Raw genomic sequence first — 19,502 nt, forward strand, 5'->3', positions numbered from 1 at the left:
GGAGTTTTTACCCAGGTCGATGGCGGCGATAGCTACGTTGTTCATGAGAATGGTCTCCGATGGGCCCCTTGCGAAAGCTTAGTGAGCTATCGCAAGGGGCGGTGGGGGTAACCATTTCATTAGTGTTCCTATGCCCCTGTGGGAGCGGGCTTGCCCGCGATGGCGGCATTCCAGGCGCCACAGAACACGGCAGGAACATTGACCCGCCCCGATGCGATGCGTAGCCTTGCGCCTTCGAGGTTCTTTGGCGCGTGCGCCGAAGCTAAGAAGGGAACGCGGTCAATGCCGCGGCTGCCCCCGCAACTGTGAACGGTGCTGTTTCTGCCAGGCCACTGCACGCTTGATCTCAAGCGGCGGGAAGGCGCAGCAACCGCCAGTCGAAAGACCGGCCCACCGTCAGCCAGGAGACCTGCCTCGATCCAGATTCTCACTACAACCGGGCGGGGTGATCCGGTGGCGAACGCTTTCCGCACGCCTGCGCGTTGCGGCTTCTCGTCCCGTATGCCCGCCACCTTGCCAAAGGGCATCCGATGAAAACACTGGCCAAACTTCCCGTCACCATCGTCACCGGCTTCCTCGGCTCGGGTAAAACCACCTTGCTGCGGCACATGCTCGACAACGCCCAGGGGCGTCGCATTGCGGTGATCGTCAACGAGTTCGGCGAGCTGGGCATCGACGGCGACATCCTCAAGCAGTGCACCATCGGTTGCACCGAAGAAGAAGCCACTGGCCGGGTGTATGAACTGGCCAACGGCTGCCTGTGCTGCACCGTGCAGGAAGAGTTCTTCCCGGTGATGCGCGAACTGGTGGCCCGTCGCGGCGACCTCGACCACATTCTCATCGAAACCAGCGGCCTGGCCTTGCCCAAGCCGCTGGTCCAGGCCTTCCAGTGGCCGGAGATCCGCAGCGCCTGCACGGTCGACGCCGTAATCACCGTGGTCGACAGCCCGGCCGTGGCCGCTGGCACCTTCGCTGCCTTCCCGGACCAGGTCGACGCCCAGCGCAAACTCGACCCGAACCTGGACCACGAGTCGCCGCTGCACGAGCTGTTCGCCGACCAACTGGCCAGCGCCGACCTGGTGATCCTCAACAAGGCCGACCTGATCAGCCCTGAAGACCTGGCCCGGGTCCGCCTGGAAGTGGCCGAGGAACTGCCGCCGGCGGTCAAGATCATCGAAGCCAGCAGCGGGCGTTTGCCCCTCGACGTGCTGATTGGCCTGGGTGCCGGTTCCGAAGAACACATCGACAGCCGTCACAGCCACCACGACCATCATCACGACGGCGACGACCATGACGACCATGATCACGACGCCTTCGACTCGATCTCCATCGAACTGCCACAAGCCGACGAAAGCCTGTTGCTCGATGCCTTGACCCAACTGGTGGTGCAGCACGGCATCCTGCGGGTCAAGGGTTTCGCCGCGATCCCGAACAAGCCGATGCGCTTGCTGATCCAGGGCGTGGGCACGCGGTTCGACAAGCATTTCGACCGTCAGTGGGGCGCAGACGAAGCCCGTACCACGCGCCTGGTGCTGATCGGCCAGGCGCTGGATGCGTCCTTGCTCGAAGCCCAACTGCGCGCCGCGCTCAGCGTCTGACCCATGCACCTGCTCAGGACCCAGCCCGGCGGATTTGTTGCCGACGACAACATTGCCGACTTAGGGCAAACCCCCGCCGACCTGGTGATCCTGTGCAGCGGCGACTCCAGCCTGGCGCTGCTGGCCGAAGTGGCCCAGCAGTTGCCGGATGACTACCCGAGCCTGCGCCTGGCCAACCCGATGCAGGTGCAGAATCACGCGTCGGTCGACCTGTACGTCGACCAGGTGCTGCGCCATGCCAAGGTGATCCTGATTTCGCTGCACGGTGGCATCGGCTATTGGCGCTACGGCGTCGAGCGCCTGGTGGAACTGTCCAGGCGCGGGGTGCAACTGATCCTGGTGCCGGGCGATGACCGTCCCGATCCGGAACTCAGCGACTTGAGTACGGTGCCGGTGCAGGACCGGGAGCGGCTGTGGCACTTCCTGCGCCAGGGTGGCAAAAGCAATGCCCTGGACCTGTATCGCTGCCTGGCCAGTGGCTGGCTTGGTCGCGACTACCCGTGGGCCGAGCCGCAAGCCCTGCCGCGTACCGCCATCTATCACCCGCGGCACAGCCAGTCCGACCTGGCCACCTGGCAAGCCGACTGGCACGCCGGGCAGCCGGTGGCGGCGGTGCTGTTCTACCGATCCCATTTGCAGGCGGCCAACACCGCCTTCATCGATGTGTTCTGCCAGCGCTTGCAGGCGGCGGGGCTCAACCCGTTGCCGATTGCCCTGGCCAGCCTGAAAGAGCCCGGCTGCCTGGCGGTGGTCGAGGACTGGCTGGATCACGTCCAGGCCTCGGTGATTCTCAATACCACCGGTTTCGCCCAATCCAGCCCGGAAGCGCCGCACCTGCGGCCGTTTCGCCGCAACATCCCGGTGATCCAGGCGATCTGCGCCCAGGACAATGAGCCGCTCTGGCGCGCCAGCGAGCAGGGCCTGGGCCCGCGGGACCTGGCAATGCACATTGCCTTGCCGGAACTGGACGGACGAATCATCAGCCGTCCCATCAGCTTCAAGGACCTGGCCTGGCGCAGCGAGCGCAGCCAGTGCGACGTGGTCTGCTACCGGGCGCAACCGGAACGCATGGATTTCGTCGCCGAACTGGCGCGCCGCTGGAGCGAGCTGGCGCGGGTGGAGAACGGACAAAAACGCGTGGCGTTGATCCTCGCCAACTACCCGACCCGCGACGGCCGCATCGGCAATGGCGTCGGCCTGGACACTCCGGCCGCGGCCTTGAACATCCTGCGGGCGTTGCAGGCCGAAGGTTATCCGCTGCCTGGCGAACTGCCGGACAGCGGCACCGAGCTGATCCGGCAACTGCTCGGCGGGGTCAGCAACGACCTGGACAGCATTGACCAGCGCCCTTGCCAGCAAAGCCTGGCGCTGGACGATTACCAGGCCCTGTTCGACACCTTGCCCGCCGCCAATCGTGCGGCAGTGCTGCAGCGTTGGGGCGCGCCGCAGAACGACCCGATGTGCCGCGGCGGGCGCATGATGATCGCCGGGCTGCGCTTTGGCCTGACCTTCGTCGGCATCCAGCCGGCACGGGGGTATCAGGTCGACCCGAGCGCGGTCTATCACGACCCGGACCTGGTGCCGCCCCACGGTTACCTGGCGTTCTATTTCTGGCTGCGCCAAGTCTACGGCGCCCACGCGCTGATTCACGTGGGCAAGCACGGCAACCTCGAATGGCTGCCGGGCAAGGGCGTCGGCCTGTCTGAACGTTGCTGGCCGGATGCGCTGCTGGGGCCGCTGCCGAACATCTATCCGTTTATCGTCAATGACCCGGGAGAGGGCGCCCAGGCCAAGCGCCGGACCCAGGCGGTGATCATCGACCACCTGATGCCACCGCTGACCCGTGCCGAAACCTATGGGCCGTTGCGCAACCTCGAGTTGCTGGCGGACGAGTACTACGAAGCCCAGTTGCTCGACCCGCGGCGAGCCCGGGAGCTGCAACGGGAGATTCTCGAACTGGTGCGCGAAACCCACATCGATCGGGAATTGCAACTGGACGGCCAACTCGACAGTCAGGCCGATGCGGCGATCTGGCTGCCGCGCCTGGACACCTACCTGTGCGACCTCAAGGAGTCGCAGATTCGCGATGGCCTGCATGTGTTCGGCGAATCGCCCAGCGGGCGCCTGCGCATCGACACCCTGCTGGCCCTGTTGCGCATCCCCCGGGGCGATGGGCGTGGCGCGCAGTCGAGCCTGTTGCGGGCCTTGGCCAAGGCGTTCGGCCTGGGTTTCGATCCGCTGGACTGTGAGTTGTCGGCGCCGTGGAACGGCCCCATGCCGGACGAGTTGCTGCACCTCGGCGAGGACACCTGGCGTACCGCCGGTGACACCCGTGAGCGCCTTGAGCTGTTTGCCGCGCACCTGATCGAGCAAGCATTGCCAGCCTCCTGTGGCAGCGAGCCTGCTCGCGAAACGGTTGATCCCGATGGCCTGCTCCCCCAGGACGCACGCTGGACGGAAGTCAGCACCATCATCGGCCATCTGCGCGAAGTCGTCGCACCGCGCCTGGATGCCTGCGGCCCGGCGGAAATGCGTGGCTTGCTCGATGCCCTGGCCGGGCGCTTTGTCCCGGCCGGCCCCAGTGGCGCGCCGAGTCGCGGGCGTCTCGACGTGCTGCCCACCGGCCGTAACTTTTTCTCGGTGGATGTGCGCAACCTGCCGACCACCACCGCCTGGCGCATCGGGTTCCAGTCGGCCAACCTGATCCTCGAGCGCCACTTGCAGGACCACGGCGATCACTTGCGCCAGCTCGGCCTGTCGGTGTGGGGCACGGCCACCATGCGCACCGGCGGCGACGACATCGCCCAGGCCATGGCATTGATGGGCGTGCGTCCGGTCTGGGCCACGGGCAGCCAGCGGGTCGACGATTTTGAGATCCTGCCACTGAGCCTGCTGGACCGCCCACGCGTGGACGTGACCTTGCGCGTGTCCGGGTTCTTCCGCGATGCCTTCGCCAACCTGATCCGCCTGTTCGATGCCGCGGTGCAAGCGGTCGCCGCGCTGGATGAGCCCGATGACATGAACCCGCTGGCGGCCAAGGTCCGTGAGGAACGCCAAGCGTTGCAGCAAACGGGGCTCGATAGCGAGGCGGCGGCGCGCCAGGCCGGCTGGCGGATCTTCGGCGCCAAGCCGGGCGCCTATGGGGCGGGCGTGCAGGGCGCCATCGATGGCCGGCTGTGGCAAAGCCGCGACGACCTGGCCGAGGTCTACCTGAATTGGGGGGGCTACGCCTACGGCGGCGCCGACGAGGGCACCGCTGCCCGCAGCCAGTTCGCCCAGCGCTTGAGCCAGGTCCAGGCGGTGCTGCAGAACCAGGACAACCGCGAGCACGACCTGCTCGATTCCAACGACTATTACCAGTTCCAGGGCGGCATGCTGGCCGCCGTGGAAAGCCTCAGCGGCGCCGCGGCGGCCAGCTACCATGGCGATCACAGCCAGCCGGACTTGCCAAGAATCCGCACCCTCAAGGAAGAGCTGAACCGGGTGATCCGCTCCCGTGCCGCCAACCCGAAGTGGATCGAAGGGGTCAAGCGCCATGGCTACAAAGGTGCCTTCGAACTGGCGGCGACCGTGGACAATCTGTTTGCCTTCGACGCCACCACGCAGTTGATCGACGATCACCAGTACGCCTTGCTGGCCGACGCCTACCTGCTCGACCCCTCGACCCGCGAGTTCGTGCGCCAGCATAATCCCCATGCGTTGCGCGACATGACCGAGCGCCTGCTCGAAGCGCAGCAGCGCGGGCTGTGGCAAGCGCCTGGCGAGTACCGTGAGGCGCTGGAGCATTTGCTGCTGGATATCGAAGAAGATTGTTGAACCCTTGTGCCACTGCTTTCGCTGGCAAGCCAGCCCCACAGGATCTACGCGGACCTGAGGGAGCTGGCTTGCCAGCGAAAGCGATGTGACAGACAACCGTTGTAGCCGAGACCTGAGATGACCGACATCCCCCATTTCCCGCTGTCCGCCGTGGTCGGCGCCGACGCCCTCAAGCTGGCGCTGTGCCTGACCGCCATCGACCCGAAAATCGGCGGGGTGCTGATCGAAGGGCCGCGCGGCATGGCCAAGTCGACCCTGGCCCGTGGCCTGGCCGACCTGCTGGCCAGCGGTCAGTTCGTCACCTTGCCCCTGGGCGCGACCGAAGAACGCCTGGTCGGCACCCTGGACCTGGACGCCGCATTGAGCGAGGGCCGCGCGCAGTTCTCCCCGGGTGTGTTGGCCAAGGCCGATGGCGGGGTGCTGTATGTCGATGAAGTCAATCTGCTGCCCGATCACCTGGTGGACCTGCTGCTCGACGTGGCGGCCAGCGGCACCAACCTGATCGAGCGCGACGGCATTTCCCACCGTCATCCGGCGCGTTTTGTGCTGATCGGCACCATGAACCCGGAAGAGGGCGAGTTGCGCCCGCAACTGCTGGACCGCTTCGGCCTGAATGTCGCCCTCAGTGGCCACACCGCGCCGCTGGAGCGCGGGCAGATCATTCGCCGCCGCCTGGATTTCGACAGCGACCCGCAGGCGTTCTGTGCGCAGTGGGAAACCGCCCAGGTGGCCCTGCGTGAGCGTTGCCAGCAAGGGCGCCGGCTGCTGAGTGAGATAGCCCTCGACGATCAGGCGCTGGCACAGATTACCGAACGCTGTTTCGCCGCCGGGGTCGATGGCCTGCGCGCCGACCTGGTGTGGCTGCGCGCCGCCCGTGCCCATGCGGCGTGGCGAGGGGCAACGGCGATCGAGGACAGCGATATCGAAGCGGTCGCCGAATTTGCCCTGCGCCATCGCCGTCGCCAGGCAACGCCGCCTGCCTCGGACCCACAACCGGCGCCCCCGGCGTCTGCCCCTCAATCAACGAATGCCGACGCGGGCCAGGGCCAGTGGGGTGAAATGCCGGCCCAGGCGCTGCCCACCGGTGTTCGCCGTGAAGTGCCGAGCTGGCCAAAAAAGCCCTAGGCATTCGCCCGCGCTGTGAGGCGGGGGCGGATGCCAGGCCCCGGGCGGGGCGCTTGAAAAATGGCCGGCAGGGGCCACGTCGCACCGCTGGCAGCGGCTCGGTGGATTGGCCGGGGACGCTGCTCAAGGGCCGGCCGCGCAGCCGCGACGCGCTGCTGTTCCATGTGCGCAGCCGGGCGCCCCACGAGCTGTGGCTGGTGATCGTCGATGCCTCGGCCTCGACCCGCCGCCATCAGGCGCTAGGCGACGCCAAGGGCCTGATGGCGCAGATGTTCGACGACGCCTACCGGCAACGCGCGCGCCTGGCCTTGCTCACCGTCAGCGGCCTGGCGCCGCGCTGGCAGGTCCAGGGCTTGAAAGCCTCCGCCAGTCTGCGGGACTGGCTTGAGGCGTTGGGGGCCGGGGGCGGTACCCCGTTGCTGGCGGCCCTGGGCGAGGCGGGGCAGTGGCTGGGCCGGCGGCAAAAACGATTGCCGGCCGAACAGCAGCGTGTATTGCTGGTGACCGACGGCCGCCTCAAGGCCTGGCCGCACCTGCCTGCGCTCGGCTGCCCGACCCTGCTGGTGGACATCGAGCGCGGCCCGATCCGCCTGGGCCGGGCCCGGGACCTGGCGCGGGACTTGAGGGCTGGGTATCGGCATATCGATGATCTCGGTCCGGTTTGACGGGGCAGCAGTTCCGTTGCTGCGGTCACGGCGACCGAGACAACCTGCCGGCCGGCCTGCTTCTGCGCGAGTACGCAATAACCGGCTTTATCCCTGATCGATACACCCGTCGCCAAACGCCGGGTAGCGCAGGGTATGCACCACGCCCTGGCTGTCGGCGTAGGTCAATTCCCGTTGGCCGATGCCGCAGTAGTTGTAGTCGGAGGTCGAGATGACCCTGGCGATGTCCAGGTGCATGCCATAGCTGTAGTCTTCGACGATGGGCGCTGGGCTTTGGCTACTGTCGGTGGCAGCCCAGGTCCCTGGACTCAAGGTGATGAGGGCCAGGGCAAACAAGGCGGTTTTCATGATGGGGGTCCTGTTGTCGGAGGCTGAAGGATTGCAGCCCCTGTACGACGAACCCCGTGGTGGTTTATTCCCTGCTTGCCGGCCCCTTGATCGTGACGTCAGGCAGCAAAGGTGTAGCGGTCCTTGCCGCTGTGTTTGGCCTGGTACAGCGCTTCGTCCGCCTTTCTCAACGCCTGGCTCAAGGAGTCGCCGTCGGCCACCCGGGCCAGGCCGATGCTGATGGTCACCGGGTGCTCGCCCGGATTCTCGCGCACCACCCGGCACAGGCGTGCGGCGAGGTGCTCGACGTCGCCCCGGCGGACCCCGGACAGGTAGACCGCAAACTCCTCGCCCCCCAGGCGCGCGTACTGGAAATCGGCCATGACCGCCTTGATGTCGGCCGCGATGCGCTTGAGCACCAGGTCGCCAATGTCGTGCCCATAGGTATCGTTGACCTTCTTGAAATTGTCGATATCGATCATCGCCAGGTAATGGTCGTGCTCGCGCGGGCGCGTCTGCAGCTGCTTGGTCGCGGTGGTCATGAACGCGCGGCGATTGGGGATTTCAGTCAGCGTGTCGAGGTAGGCCTGGTCCAGCAGTAACTTGGACATGATGTAGGCATAGAGCCGGGCCTGGCGCAGTTTCAGAAAGGTGTAGAGGGTCAGGGCGCTGAGGAACACCGAGTAGCAGGCGGTCATCGTGCCCTTGAGGTCGAACAGTTCTATATCAGTGTCATAGAAGGGGTTGAGTATCAGCCAGGTGATCAGCAGCGCGCCGTAGAACGAGCCGCGGCTCAACGGCAGCACCGAGGCGCCGTAGAGGATGCTGGAGGCGGCCAGCACCAGCCAGGCCGGCTGCAAGGTGACGGGCAAACCGTAGATGACCATGCGGATGCCCAGGGTCATGATCAGCACGAACAGCACATTGAGTCGGTGAAAGTGCCGGGCCTTGCGGGTGAACCCCAGGATGATCGCAAGGACTGAAAGGGCCCCCAGGAACAGGGGTGAGAGGTAGGTAAAACGCTGCCCGCCCATGAAGCTGACGATCAGGTCGAAGACCAGCCAGATCACGATGCTGGCGATGTAGATCAACAGGCAGAAACGTTGTTGGCGCTCGAAGTGATACTGCTCAAATTCCCGTTGCAAGGCCACCGGGGCAGCCTTTTTCAGCACTTCATCTTCAATGGTCTTGAACATCGCTCGCCTTGTTTCCCTGGAATACCCGGACGCACATGGATGTCGGCTGACGCTTGAATAAAAGCAGGCCAACGCGGTGTTGTCCACTGGGGCGAGGCGGTTGCTGGCCGGATTGCCGGTGCCGTTGCGGCGCTACCCGGCCGCTGGGGTAGCGGCGTGCAAGGTCACGGCGGTGATGGACCCGCATGCCTTCATGACGGTGGCGCCGGGCGCTGAATCCCAGGGCCTGCAGACGGGGCTCAATCGCGGTAGAACACCTGCACCAGGTGGTAGCCGAACTTGCTCTTGATCGGCCCGTGGACCACGCGCAACGGCTTCTTGAAAATCACCGCATCGATGGCGCCGACCATTTGCCCAGGCCGTACTTCGCCCAGGTCGCCGCCGCGCTTGCCGGACGGGCAGGTGGAGTATTTCTTGGCCAGCACATCGAACGCCTCGCCCTTGGCGATACGTTGCTTGAGCTGTTCGGCCTCTTCGGCGGTTTTCACCAGAATATGGCGGGCTTGAGCTTTCATTCGGACAGTTACCCTGCAACGGTGGTGGCGGCGGGGCGCGATTATGCCTGATATCCGCCTGCGGGGCGGATCATCTGGCGAATTTTGCCCGCCAGTTGCTCAAGGGTAAACGGCTTGGCCAGCAGGTCCATGCCCTCGTCGAGGAAGCCTTGGCGTTCGGCGGCCTGTTGCGCGTAGCCGGTCATGAACAGCACTTTCAGCCCGGGGCGATGCTGGCGGGCGATTTCCGCCAGTTGCCGGCCATTCATCCCGGGCAGGCCGACGTCGGTCACCAGCAGATCGATGCGCAGCTCCGATTCCAGCAAGGGCAGCGCGGTGTTGGCGTTTTCGGCGGCGTGGGTGCTGTAGCCCAGTTCCGTGAGCACGTTGAGCACCAGCAGGCGCACCGCCGGGTCGTCTTCCACCAGCACCACCGACTCACCGGCGACCGCGAAGGCGCTGCCCAGGGTCGGCGTGGGTGCCGTCGCCAGCGCCGGGCTGTGCAGGCGCGGCAGGTACAAACGCACGCAGGTGCCCTGGCCGGGCTCGCTGCTGAGCGTGGCGTGGCCGCCGGATTGCTGGGCAAAACCGTAGATCATCGACAAACCCAGGCCAGTGCCCTGGCCAATGGGCTTGGTGGTGAAGAAGGGGTCGAAGGCCTTGGCCAGCACACGTGGGCTCATGCCCGAGCCATTGTCGCGCACGCCGAGCATCACGTAGTCGCCGGCCTTGACCGGCTCCAGGGTGCTGATGTCGCTGCCGTCGAGGTAGCTGTTGGCGGTTTCGATCAGCAACTCGCCGCCGTCGGGCATGGCGTCGCGGGCATTGATCACCAGGTTGAGCAGGGCATTTTCCAACTGCCCGGCATCGGTGTTGACCGGCCACACGCCGGGGGCCAGGTCGAACGTCAATTCGATCTGTTCACCCTTGGTGCGGCGGATCAACTCTTCGAGCGAGCGCACCAGGCTGTTGGGGTCCAGCGGTTGGCGATCCAGCGATTGGCGGCGAGAGAAAGCCAGCAGCCGATGGGTCAGGGCGGCGGCGCGATTGGCCGAGGCTACGGCCGCCTCGGCAAAGCGCCCGATGTCCTCGGTTCGGCCATCGTCGATGTAGCGCTGGATCAGGTCCAGGCTGCCGATGATGCCGGTCAGCATGTTGTTGAAGTCATGGGCGATGCCGCCGGTGAGCTGCCCCACCGCTTCCATCTTCTGCGCATGGCGCAAAGCATCCTCGGCCCGTTCACGCTCGAACATTTCGCTCTGCAGGCGCTGGTTGACCTCCGCCAGGGCCTGGGTGCGCGTGGTCACCCGCTCCTCCAGGGTTTCATTGAGGTTGCGCAGGGCCTCCTCGGTCTGTTTACGCTCGGTTTCGTCGATCACGAAAATATAGAAACCATTCACCGCACCGTCCGGACCGAAGCGCGGCAGGTACTTCATCAACGCGTACCGCGGGCGGCCGTCGCGGTGCGGGGAGTAGGCTTCGAAGCTGCAGGCCTTGCCGGCCAGCGCTGCCTGGATATGCTCCGCCCGCGTGGCATACATGTCCGGGCCGAGGATCTCCAGGATGGACTTGCCGTACAGCTCCTGCGGGGTCATGCCGTACCAGTCCAGGTAGGCACTGTTGTTCAGGCGAAAGCGTTGTTCGTGGTCGACATAACCGATCAGCACCGGCATTGCGTTGATGATCAGTTGCAGTTCGGTCTGGCTTTGTCGCAGCGCCTGTTCGGTGTGCTTGCGTTCGGTCAGGTCGAGGGCGGCGCCGAGAAAACGAATGGGCCGGCCGTGGTGGTCTTTGTAGCAGCGGCCCCGGGCAAACACCCAGCGCACTTCGCCATTGGCTTGCAGCAGGCGGTATTCCTCGGCGTATTCGCCGGCGTGGCTGATGCAGTGCTTGATGCTGCGCGCGACCATGGCCCGGTCTTGCGGGTGCACGCCGTGCAGGTACTCGCTGATGGGCAACTGGCTGGCGCGGCTTGGGTCGACGCCGTGCAACTGGGCGAAATGAGCGTCGGCGAGGAACCGGTCGCTGCCGATATCCCAGTCCCAGGTGCCGACCGCCTCGGTGGCGGCCAGGGCCAGTTGCAGGCGCTGCTCGCTGTCTTGCTGGGCCTTGAGGCTGGCCTCCGAACGTTGCTTGAGCTCCAGGGCGATGCGCCGGCGCTCGTTGGTTTCGATGGCGGTGACCAGGATTCCGGCCACCTGCCCGTGTTCGTCGCGTATCGGGCTGTAGGTCAGGTCCAGCCAGAACTCCTGTTCATGGCCTTCACGTTGCAGGCTGAACCGTTGCTCGCTATAGGAGCGCACCTGGCCCTGCAGCACCGCGCGGTAGATCGGCGTGGTGAAATCCTCGAGCTCCGGCCAGGTCAGGTGCGTCGGCTGGCCGAACGCCTGGGGGTGTTTGTTGCCGGCCAGCAGGGCGAAGCCGTCGTTGTAGATCTGTGCCAGTTGCGGGCCCCAGAGCAGGAGCATTGGCATCGGCGAGTGAATCACGATGTCCACCGCGGTGCGCAGGCTCTGCGGCCACTGACTGGCAGCCCCCAGCGGGCTTTGTGTCCAGTCGAGGCGGGCAATCAGGGCCTGGGCGTCGCCGTTGGGGGAGTGATTCATCGCGGGTTCCTGCGTCCTGTCATCGGGCATGTCGAGGATGTAGACGCCTGGCGGCCGGAAAAGTCTCGCCGCTGCCCGATTTCCTTGTGCAGTCCGTGCTACTCCTGCAATTCCGGGCGCTGGCGAAACTGTTCCAGGGCCTCGGGATTGGCCAGGGCGTCGGTGTTTTTCACCGGCCGGCCATGCACCACATTGCGCACGGCCAACTCGACCACCTTGCCGCTGAGGGTGCGCGGGATGTCGCTGACCGCGAGGATTTTCGCCGGCACATGGCGCGGCGTGGTGTTGGCGCGGATCACCTGGCGAATCTGCTGTTCCAGGGCCTCGTCCAGGATCGCGCCGTCGGCCAGGCGTACGAACAGCACCACGCGCACGTCGTCCTGCCACTGTTGGCCGATGGCGACGCAATCCTGCACCTGTGCAACCTTTTCCACCTGGCGGTAGATTTCCGCGGTGCCGATGCGCACGCCGCCCGGGTTGAGCACGGCGTCGGAGCGGCCATGGATCATCCAACCGCCATGGGCCAGTTCTTCGGCGTAGTCGCCCTGGGCCCAGACGCCCGGGAACTGACTGAAGTAGGCGTCGTGGAGTTTTTCCTGCTGCGGGTCATTCCACAGGCCAATGGGCATGGCCGGGAAGTGGCGGGTGCAGACCAGCTCGCCTTTTTCGCCAATCACCCGCTGGCCGGCGTCGTTCCACACTTCGATGGCCATGCCCAGGCCCTTGCCCTGCATTTCGCTGCGGCGCACCGGCAGCAGCGGGTTGCCGGCGACAAAGCAGGAGATGATGTCGGTGCCGCCAGACATCGAGGCCAGGCACAGGTCGGGCTTGATCTGCCGATAGACGTAGTCGTAGCTGTGGGGTGACAGCGCCGAGCCAGTCGAGAGCAGGGTCTTGAGGCTGCCCAGGTCATGGCTCAGGCGCGGCTGCAAGCCGTGGCTTTGCAGAGTGGCCAGGTATTTGGGGCTGGTGCCGAAGACCGTGATGCGCTCGTGCTCGATCAGGTCGAGCAAGCGTTGTGGCCCCGGGTGGAAGGGCGAGCCGTCGTACAACACGATGCTGCTGCCCACCGCCAGTGCCGAGACCAGCCAGTTCCACATCATCCAGCCGCAGGTGGTGTAGTAGAACAATCGGTCGGCGGCCCCGAGGTCGACATGCAGGCCGTGCTCCTTGACGTGTTGCAGGAGCACGCCACCGGTGCTGTGGATGATGCATTTGGGCACCCCGGTGGTGCCGCTGGAATAGAGGATGTACAGCGGATGGGCAAAGGGCACGGCGACAAATTCAGGCTCGCCGCCGGCCTGATAAAAGTCCTGCCACAGGCTGACGTGGGCCTGGCTGACATAGTCCTGGGTGCGCGCCTGGGGGCGGGCGTACGGCACGATGATCAACTGCTCCAGAGACGGCATGCGCTGGAGTATTTCGTTGAGCTTGAGGGTCTGGTCGATGGTCTTGCCGGCATACCGATAGCCGGCGCAGGTCATCAGCACTTTGGGTTCGATCTGGCCGAACCGGTCGATCACCCCCTGGGTGCCGAAGTCCGGTGAGGAACAGGACCAGACCGCCCCCAGGCTGGTGGTGGCAAGCATGCCGACCAGGGTTTGCCAGGTGTTGGGCATGCACGCCGCGACCCGGTCGCCGAGGCCGACGCCGGCGGCTTGCAGGCTCTTTTGCAGGCCGGCCACATGGCTGGCCAGTTCGGCAAAACTCAGTTGTTCGCGCTGGCCATCTTCGCCGATGGCGATCACCGCCACCGCGTCATCGCGGCGGCGCAGCAGGTGCTCGGCGAAATTCAGGGTGGCCCCGGGAAACCACTGGGCGCTGGGCATCTGCGGGCCTTCACGCAACACCGCTTCGGGGGGCTGGTGGAAGGTGATGCCGAAGGAGTCGACGATGGCCTGCCAGAAGTCTTCGCGCTGGTCGATGCTCCACTGGTGCAGGGCCGGGTAGTCGGCGATGGTCAGGGCGTGGCGCTGGTTGCACAGGTGCCGGAAGGCCTCCATGCGGGTCTGGGCGATGCGTTCGGGGCTGGGTTGCCAGAGGATTTCGGACATGACTTGCCTCTTGTTTTTAGGGGGGCAGGTGGTGCTCGGTGGGTGGCGGATTGTGGGAGCGAGCTTGCTCGCTCCCACAACCACACGGTAGCGAATTACTGCGCCAACCACCCGCCATCGATGTTCCACGCCGCGCCACGCACCTGGCTGCCGGCATCGCTGCACAGGAACAGCACCAGTTCGCCCAGTTGCGGTGGGGTGACGAATTCCAGCGAGGGTTGCTTCTCGGCCAGCAGGTCGTGCTGGGCCTGCTGCGGCTCGACGCCGGCGGCGGCGCGGTCATCGATCTGCTTCTGCACCAGCGGCGTCAGCACCCAGCCGGGGCAGATGGCGTTGCAGGTGACGTTGCTGGTGGCGGTTTCCAGGCCGACCACTTTGGTCAGGCCGATCACCCCGTGCTTGGCGGCGACATACGCGGCCTTGCCCACCGACCCGACCTGGCCATGCACCGAGGCGATGTTGATGATCCGCCCCCAGCCTTTGGCGCGCATGCCCGGCAGGCTCAGGCGGGTGCTGTGGAACACCGACGACAGGTTGATCGCGATGATCGAGTCCCAGCGCTCCACCGGAAAGTCTTCCACGGCCGACACGTGCTGGATCCCGGCGTTGTTGACCAGGATGTCGATACCACCGAACTCGCGCTCGGCGTAGGCAATCATTTCGGCGATTTGCGCCGGGTCGCTGACGTCGGCCGGGTGATGACCGACCTTGCCGCCGAACTGGGCGACGTCGGCGATCACCTGGGAGGCGTCGCCAAAACCATTGAGGATCAGGTGGGCGCCGGCTTTGGCCAGGCTCAGGGCGATGCCCAGGCCGATGCCGCTGGTGGAGCCGGTGACCAGTGCGGTCTTGCCCGAAAGAGATGTCATGAATGCCTCACACAATGCCGGTGGCGTAGAAGGTAGCGATGACGACGAAGACCGCCAGGGTCTTGATCAGCGTAATACAGAAAATGTCTTTGTAGGCTTCGCGGTGGGTCAGGCCCGTGACCGCCAGCAAGGTAATCACCGCGCCGTTGTGGGGCAGGGTGTCCATGCCGCCACTGGCCATGGCCGCCACCCGGTGCAGCACTTCCAGGGGGATGTTGGCGGCGTGGGCGGCAGCGATGAAATCGTCGGCCATGGCTGCCAGGGCGATGCTCATGCCGCCCGAGGCGGAACCGGTGATGCCGGCCAGCAGGGTTACGGTGATTGCTTCATTGACCAGTGGGTTGGGGATGTTTTTGAGCCAGTCGGCCAGTACCAGGAAGCCCGGCAGGGAGGCGATGACTGCGCCGAAGCCGTACTCCGAGGCGGTGTTCATGGCCGCCAGCAGGGCGCCGCTGACTGCGCTTTTGCTGCCTTCGGCGAGTTTGCTGCGAATCGCCTGGAAACCGAACACCAGCACCATCAGGATGCCCACCAGCAAGGCCGCCTGCACGGCCCAGATGGCGGTGAGCTTGGCGATTTCGCTGGTCACCGGCGCAGTCATGCCGGGCAGGCTGAGGCTGTGGGTCTTGCCGTACCACTGGGGAATCCAGTGGGTGAACAGCAGGTTCATGATGCCCACCGCCAGCAGTGGCGACAGGGCCAGCCAGGGGTTGGGCAGCTTGATGTCTTCGGCGGTTTCCGGCTCGTTGCGCAGTTCGCTGCCATAGCCTTCGCCGCTGCGCTGGGCCTTGTTGCGCTGGCGCTGGAGGAACAGCATGCCGGCGCAGAACACGAAGATGGTGCCGATCACCCCCAGCCAGGGCGCGGCCCAGGCGGTGGTGTTGAAGAAGGTGCTGGGGATGATGTTCTGGATTTGCGGGGTGCCCGGCAGGGCATCCATGGTGAACGAGAACGCGCCGAGGGCGATGGTGGCCGGGATCAGCCGTTTGGGAATGTTGCTCTGCTTGAACATCTCGGCCGCGAAGGGGTAGACCGCGAACACCACCACGAACAGCGAGACGCCGCCGTAGGTGAGCAGGGCGCAGACCAGCACGATCACCAGCATTGCCTGGCGAGTGCCCAGCAGGCGGATGGCCGCGGCCACGATCGAGCGCGAGAAGCCCGACAGCTCGATCAGCTTGCCGAACACCGCACCGAGCAGGAAGACCGGGAAATACAGTTTGATGAAGCCGACCATTTTCTCCATGAACACCCCGGTAAAGGCGGGCGCAACGGCGGAGGGGTCGGTTAGCAGGACGGCGCCAAGGGCGGCAATCGGGGCAAAGAGGATAACGCTATAGCCACGGTAGGCTGCGAGCATCAGCAGCGTGAGGGCTGCCAAGGCAATGATCACACTCATGGTGTGTCTCCTTCGATTGTTATTTTTTTAGGGGGGAAAGCGGGTGTGGGAGGGGCTATAGCGGGTTTTGTGCCATATATTTAAGTTATTGATTTATAAGTACTTTTTAGTATTTCAGTAATAAATTTTAATAAATTGTCTCGGTAGTGAGATATTTATCGATGGGGATAACGCTATCGCGAGCAAGTTTTGCGTCTGCGGTGGGCGCTACAAGTCCGTCGGAGCAGGGCTTGCCCGCGATAGGGCAAGGCCTGTCTCTCTATCAAGACCTAAGTCTCAATTAAGAGACTCATCAATTCCCAGCGCTGCCATCTTCTTGTATAAGGTCGAGCGCCCCAGCCCCAACCGAACCGCAGCCTCCGGCACCTTGCCCGCGCATTGGGCCAGGGTGCTCTGGATCAACTGCCGGTCGAAACGCTCGCGGGCGGCGCTGAAGGTTTCATTCAGCAGGGGTTCAATCGACGCCGTTGCCGCGCGTTGCACGGGCACCAGGCTGCCGATTGCCGCGCGGATTTCGCTGGCGTCGAGGATCAGGTCGTCGCTGAGCAAGGCGGCCCGCTCCAGCACGTTGCGCAATTCGCGGATGTTGCCCGGCCAGGCGTGTTGGCCCAGCAGTTCCAGGGCCGACTGGTCGAGTTCGTGCTGGCTGCGCAGTTCTTCGAGAATCGCTTCGCTCAAGGCGGGCAGGTCGTCGAGGCGCTCGCGCAGGGGGGGCACCTGGATCGGCAGGACGTTGAGGCGGTAATACAGGTCGGCGCGAAACTCGCCGCGCTTGATCGCCGCTTCGAGGTCGGTGGAGGTCGCGGCGATGACGCGCACGTCACTCTGGATCATTTCATTGGAACCCACCGGCTCGAATTCCTTCTCCTGCAGGACCCGCAGCAACTTGCTTTGCAGGGGCAGGGGCATGTCGCCGATCTCATCGAGAAACAGGGTCCCGCCCTGGGCGATTTGCAGCTTGCCGGCGCGCCCCTTGCGATCGGCACCGGTGAAGGCGCCGGGGGCCGTGCCGAAAAACTCGGCTTCCAGCAGCGCTTCGGGAATCGCCGCGCTGTTGATGCTGACAAAGGCTTTGTGCGCCCGGGGTGAAGCACTGTGAATGGCCTGGGCCAGCAGTTCCTTACCGGTACCGGTTTCCCCCAGCAGCAACACCGGCGAGTCGGCACTGGCGCTGCGCCGGGCACGGCGCTTGACCTCCAGGCTGGCGGCGCTGGTGCCGATAAAGTGGGCAAAGGTGTACTTGGCCTGGCAGGCCCGCAGCAAAGAGCGGGTGGAGGCCAGTTCTTCCTGCATGCTCAGGTAGCGCTTGAGCATCGGCGACAGGCTGCGCAGTTCGTCGAACAGGGCAAAGCCGATGGCGCCGATCACGGTGCCGGCATCGTCGTGGATCGGCAGGCGCATCACCACCAGCGGTTCCTTGGAGGTGTCCTGCATGTCCAGCAGGATCGGTCGGCCGCTGCGCACTACCTCGCGCAACAGGCTGCCGGGGATCACGCTTTCGCAGGCCTTGCCGATGGCCACGGCGGCCGACTCCAGGCCAAAGCGCCGGGCATACCGCTCGTTCATCCAGACGATGTTGGCATCGCGGTCGACAATGACCGTGCCTTCGCTGGATTGCTCGATGATCTCGAACAAGGAGCGGATCGCCAGCGAGCGTACGCGTTGGTAGTCCTTGAGGTTTTCGCCGGTGTTCATCGGTTCATTTCCGAAAGGTGTGTGGTGGGTGACGGCCTCATCGCGAGCACGGTCCAGCGGCCGACGCGCAATCATGCCCACCCCGGATGCGCCGCCGCCAACAGCTCCTTGGTGTAGGGATGCTGTGGCGCCTCGAACACGTCATGGCTGGCGCCGCGTTCGACCACCTTGCCGTCCTTGATCACGATCATGTCGTGGGCCAGGGCGCGGATCACCGAGAGGTCGTGGCTGATGAACAGGTAGGTCAGGCCGTATTTTTCCTGGAGCTGGCGGAGCAGGGCGACCACTTGTTTTTGCACGGTGCGGTCCAGCGCCGAGGTCGGTTCGTCGAGCAGGATCAGCGCCGGCTTGAGCACCAGGGCGCGGGCGATGGCGATGCGTTGGCGCTGGCCGCCGGAAAACTCATGGGGGTAGCGGTGGCGGCTCTGTGGGTCGAGGCCGACTTCCTTGAGCACCTGGATCACCTGGGCTTCACACTCCTGGGCGGTGGACTGGCTATGGACCTCCAGGCCCTCGCTGATGATCTGCGCCACCGACATCCGCGGGCTGAGGCTGCCGAAGGGGTCCTGGAACACCACCTGCATCTGCTTGCGCCAGGGCCGCAGCTGCTTCTGGTTGAGACCGTCCAGCGCCTCGCCCTGGAAGCGGATGCTGCCCTCGGAGTCCAGCAGGCGCAGGATCGCCTGGCCGAGGGTCGATTTGCCCGAACCGGATTCGCCGACGATGCCCAGGGTCTTGCCCCGTTGAATGCTCAGGCTGATGCCGTCCACGGCGTGCAGCCAGGTCTTGCGCTGGAACAGCCCGCCGCCGAGGGGGAAGCGCACGTTCAGGTCGGTGACTTGCAGCACCGCTTCGCGTTCATCCCGGGGCAGCGCTTCACCTTCCGGCTCGGCGTTGAGCAGCACGCAGCTGTAAGGGTGCTGCGGCGCGGTGAACAGGGTTTCACAGGCGGCCTGCTCGACGATCTCGCCGCCGCGCATCACGCAGACACGCTGGGCGATGCTGCGCACCAGGTTGAGGTCGTGGCTGATCAGCAGCAGCGACATGCCCAGGCGTTGCTGCAGCGACTTGAGCAGCCGCAGGATCTTGCGCTGCACCGTCACGTCCAGGGCGGTGGTGGGCTCGTCGGCGATCAGCAGTTCCGGTTCGCAGGCCAGCGCCATGGCAATCATCACCCGTTGCCGCTGGCCGCCGGAGAGCTGGTGCGGGTAGGCCTTGAGGCGCTCCCTGGGGTTGGGGATGCCCACCAGTTCGAGCAATTGCAGGATTCGTTGTTGCGCCGCCTTGCCGCCCAGGCCCTTGTGCACCAGCAGGGTTTCGCCGATCTGTTTTTCGATGCTGTGCAGGGGATTGAGGGAGGTCATCGGCTCCTGGAAGATCATTGCGATGCGATTGCCCCGCAGGGCGCGCAGGGTGCTGGCCTCGGCGCCGAGCAACTGCTGGCCGCGGTAGCGAATGCTGCCCGAGGACTGGGTGCCGCACTCGGGCAGCAGTTGCAGGATCGAGTGGGCGGTCACCGACTTGCCCGAGCCGGACTCACCGACCAGCGCCAGGCACTCGCCGGGACGGATGTCCAGGCACAGGTCGCGCACCGCCACCTGGCCGTTGAAGGCCACGTTGAGGTCACGGATTTCGATCAGGTTGTCGCTCATGGCAAT

Annotated in this window: 13 protein-coding genes, 1 pseudogene and 1 riboswitch; of the genes and pseudogenes, 5 read left to right on the forward strand and 9 right to left on the reverse strand. The window is 65.2% G+C overall.

Annotation, left to right across the window (positions count from 1 at the left end; genetic code table 11):
* The first annotated feature begins 220 nt into the window (after positions 1–220).
* Positions 221–431: riboswitch (cobalamin riboswitch) on the forward strand.
* A 99-nt stretch (positions 432–530) separates the two neighbouring features.
* The 4 genes from cobW to AACY45_RS12585 all read left to right on the forward strand — a co-directional run bounded on the left by cobW (position 531) and on the right by AACY45_RS12585 (position 7,204).
* Complete coding sequence (cobW, locus tag AACY45_RS12570) at positions 531–1,598, forward strand: cobalamin biosynthesis protein CobW (RefSeq protein ID WP_095170367.1); 1,068 nt, start codon at positions 531–533, stop codon at positions 1,596–1,598.
* 3 nt (positions 1,599–1,601) lie between these two features.
* Positions 1,602–5,414: a cobaltochelatase subunit CobN gene (cobN, locus tag AACY45_RS12575; RefSeq protein ID WP_339545776.1), complete on the forward strand. Its 3,813-nt coding sequence runs from the start codon at positions 1,602–1,604 to the stop codon at positions 5,412–5,414.
* Between the two features lie 117 nt (positions 5,415–5,531).
* Positions 5,532–6,539, forward strand: a complete 1,008-nt coding sequence (locus AACY45_RS12580; protein WP_339545777.1) for an ATP-binding protein — start codon at positions 5,532–5,534, stop codon at positions 6,537–6,539.
* Positions 6,540–6,592: 53 nt separating this feature from the next.
* Positions 6,593–7,204, forward strand: a complete 612-nt coding sequence (locus AACY45_RS12585) for a vWA domain-containing protein (RefSeq protein WP_339545778.1) — start codon at positions 6,593–6,595, stop codon at positions 7,202–7,204.
* 87 nt (positions 7,205–7,291) lie between these two features.
* Here the strand turns inward: AACY45_RS12585 and AACY45_RS12590 are convergent, their stop codons facing one another.
* Both AACY45_RS12590 and AACY45_RS12595 read right to left on the reverse strand, forming a co-directional pair.
* Positions 7,292–7,552 carry a DUF2790 domain-containing protein gene (locus AACY45_RS12590; RefSeq protein ID WP_339545779.1) on the reverse strand — a complete coding sequence of 87 codons (261 nt, stop codon included), beginning with the start codon at positions 7,550–7,552 and terminating at the stop codon, positions 7,292–7,294.
* Between the two features lie 98 nt (positions 7,553–7,650).
* On the reverse strand, positions 7,651–8,727 hold the full coding sequence (locus AACY45_RS12595; RefSeq protein WP_339545780.1) for a GGDEF domain-containing protein: 1,077 nt from the start codon (positions 8,725–8,727) through the stop codon (positions 7,651–7,653).
* Between the two features lie 73 nt (positions 8,728–8,800).
* Between AACY45_RS12595 and AACY45_RS12600 the strand changes: the two are divergent.
* Positions 8,801–8,944 (forward strand): annotated as a pseudogene (locus AACY45_RS12600) (amino acid deaminase); the annotation flags it as partial.
* A gap of 22 nt (positions 8,945–8,966) precedes the next feature.
* Here the strand turns inward: AACY45_RS12600 and AACY45_RS12605 are convergent.
* From AACY45_RS12605 to AACY45_RS12635, 7 genes are all read right to left on the reverse strand, one after another.
* A complete protein-coding gene (locus AACY45_RS12605; protein WP_019690952.1) occupies positions 8,967–9,242 on the reverse strand; it encodes a peptidylprolyl isomerase in 276 nt (91 codons plus the stop codon).
* Positions 9,243–9,283: 41 nt separating this feature from the next.
* Positions 9,284–11,827, reverse strand: a complete 2,544-nt coding sequence (locus AACY45_RS12610; RefSeq protein WP_339545781.1) for a PAS domain-containing hybrid sensor histidine kinase/response regulator — start codon at positions 11,825–11,827, stop codon at positions 9,284–9,286.
* A 98-nt stretch (positions 11,828–11,925) separates the two neighbouring features.
* Positions 11,926–13,881, reverse strand: coding sequence for an acetoacetate--CoA ligase (locus AACY45_RS12615; RefSeq protein ID WP_339545782.1), 1,956 nt, complete (start codon positions 13,879–13,881; stop codon positions 11,926–11,928).
* 95 nt (positions 13,882–13,976) lie between these two features.
* Complete coding sequence (locus tag AACY45_RS12620; RefSeq protein WP_339545783.1) at positions 13,977–14,750, reverse strand: 3-hydroxybutyrate dehydrogenase; 774 nt, start codon at positions 14,748–14,750, stop codon at positions 13,977–13,979.
* A gap of 7 nt (positions 14,751–14,757) precedes the next feature.
* Complete coding sequence (locus AACY45_RS12625) at positions 14,758–16,149, reverse strand: GntP family permease (protein WP_339545784.1); 1,392 nt, start codon at positions 16,147–16,149, stop codon at positions 14,758–14,760.
* A 276-nt stretch (positions 16,150–16,425) separates the two neighbouring features.
* Positions 16,426–17,844 (reverse strand): sigma-54 interaction domain-containing protein, encoded by a 1,419-nt coding sequence (locus AACY45_RS12630; RefSeq protein WP_339545785.1) that lies wholly within the window; start codon positions 17,842–17,844, stop codon positions 16,426–16,428.
* 71 nt (positions 17,845–17,915) lie between these two features.
* Positions 17,916–19,496, reverse strand: a complete 1,581-nt coding sequence (locus AACY45_RS12635; RefSeq protein ID WP_339545786.1) for an ABC transporter ATP-binding protein — start codon at positions 19,494–19,496, stop codon at positions 17,916–17,918.
* Between the last annotated feature and the right edge of the window lie 6 nt (positions 19,497–19,502).

This window comes from Pseudomonas sp. RA_35y_Pfl2_P32 (assembly GCF_963970735.1).
Classification (GTDB): domain Bacteria; phylum Pseudomonadota; class Gammaproteobacteria; order Pseudomonadales; family Pseudomonadaceae; genus Aquipseudomonas.

Excerpts from the sequence above, each read along its gene's own strand:
- AACY45_RS12615 (WP_339545782.1), bottom strand. The coding sequence starts at position 13,881 with ATGTCCGAAATCCTCTGGCAACCCAGCCCCGAACGCATCGCCCAGACC.
- AACY45_RS12620 (WP_339545783.1), bottom strand. The coding sequence starts at position 14,750 with ATGACATCTCTTTCGGGCAAGACCGCACTGGTCACCGGCTCCACCAGC.
- AACY45_RS12595 (WP_339545780.1), bottom strand. The coding sequence starts at position 8,727 with ATGTTCAAGACCATTGAAGATGAAGTGCTGAAAAAGGCTGCCCCGGTG.
- AACY45_RS12630 (WP_339545785.1), bottom strand. The coding sequence starts at position 17,844 with ATGAACACCGGCGAAAACCTCAAGGACTACCAACGCGTACGCTCGCTG.
- AACY45_RS12610 (WP_339545781.1), bottom strand. The coding sequence starts at position 11,827 with ATGAATCACTCCCCCAACGGCGACGCCCAGGCCCTGATTGCCCGCCTC.
- AACY45_RS12580 (WP_339545777.1), top strand. The coding sequence starts at position 5,532 with ATGACCGACATCCCCCATTTCCCGCTGTCCGCCGTGGTCGGCGCCGAC.
- AACY45_RS12590 (WP_339545779.1), bottom strand. The coding sequence starts at position 7,552 with ATGAAAACCGCCTTGTTTGCCCTGGCCCTCATCACCTTGAGTCCAGGG.
- AACY45_RS12625 (WP_339545784.1), bottom strand. The coding sequence starts at position 16,149 with ATGAGTGTGATCATTGCCTTGGCAGCCCTCACGCTGCTGATGCTCGCA.
- cobN (WP_339545776.1), top strand. The coding sequence starts at position 1,602 with ATGCACCTGCTCAGGACCCAGCCCGGCGGATTTGTTGCCGACGACAAC.
- AACY45_RS12605 (WP_019690952.1), bottom strand. The coding sequence starts at position 9,242 with ATGAAAGCTCAAGCCCGCCATATTCTGGTGAAAACCGCCGAAGAGGCC.
- cobW (WP_095170367.1), top strand. The coding sequence starts at position 531 with ATGAAAACACTGGCCAAACTTCCCGTCACCATCGTCACCGGCTTCCTC.
- AACY45_RS12635 (WP_339545786.1), bottom strand. The coding sequence starts at position 19,496 with ATGAGCGACAACCTGATCGAAATCCGTGACCTCAACGTGGCCTTCAAC.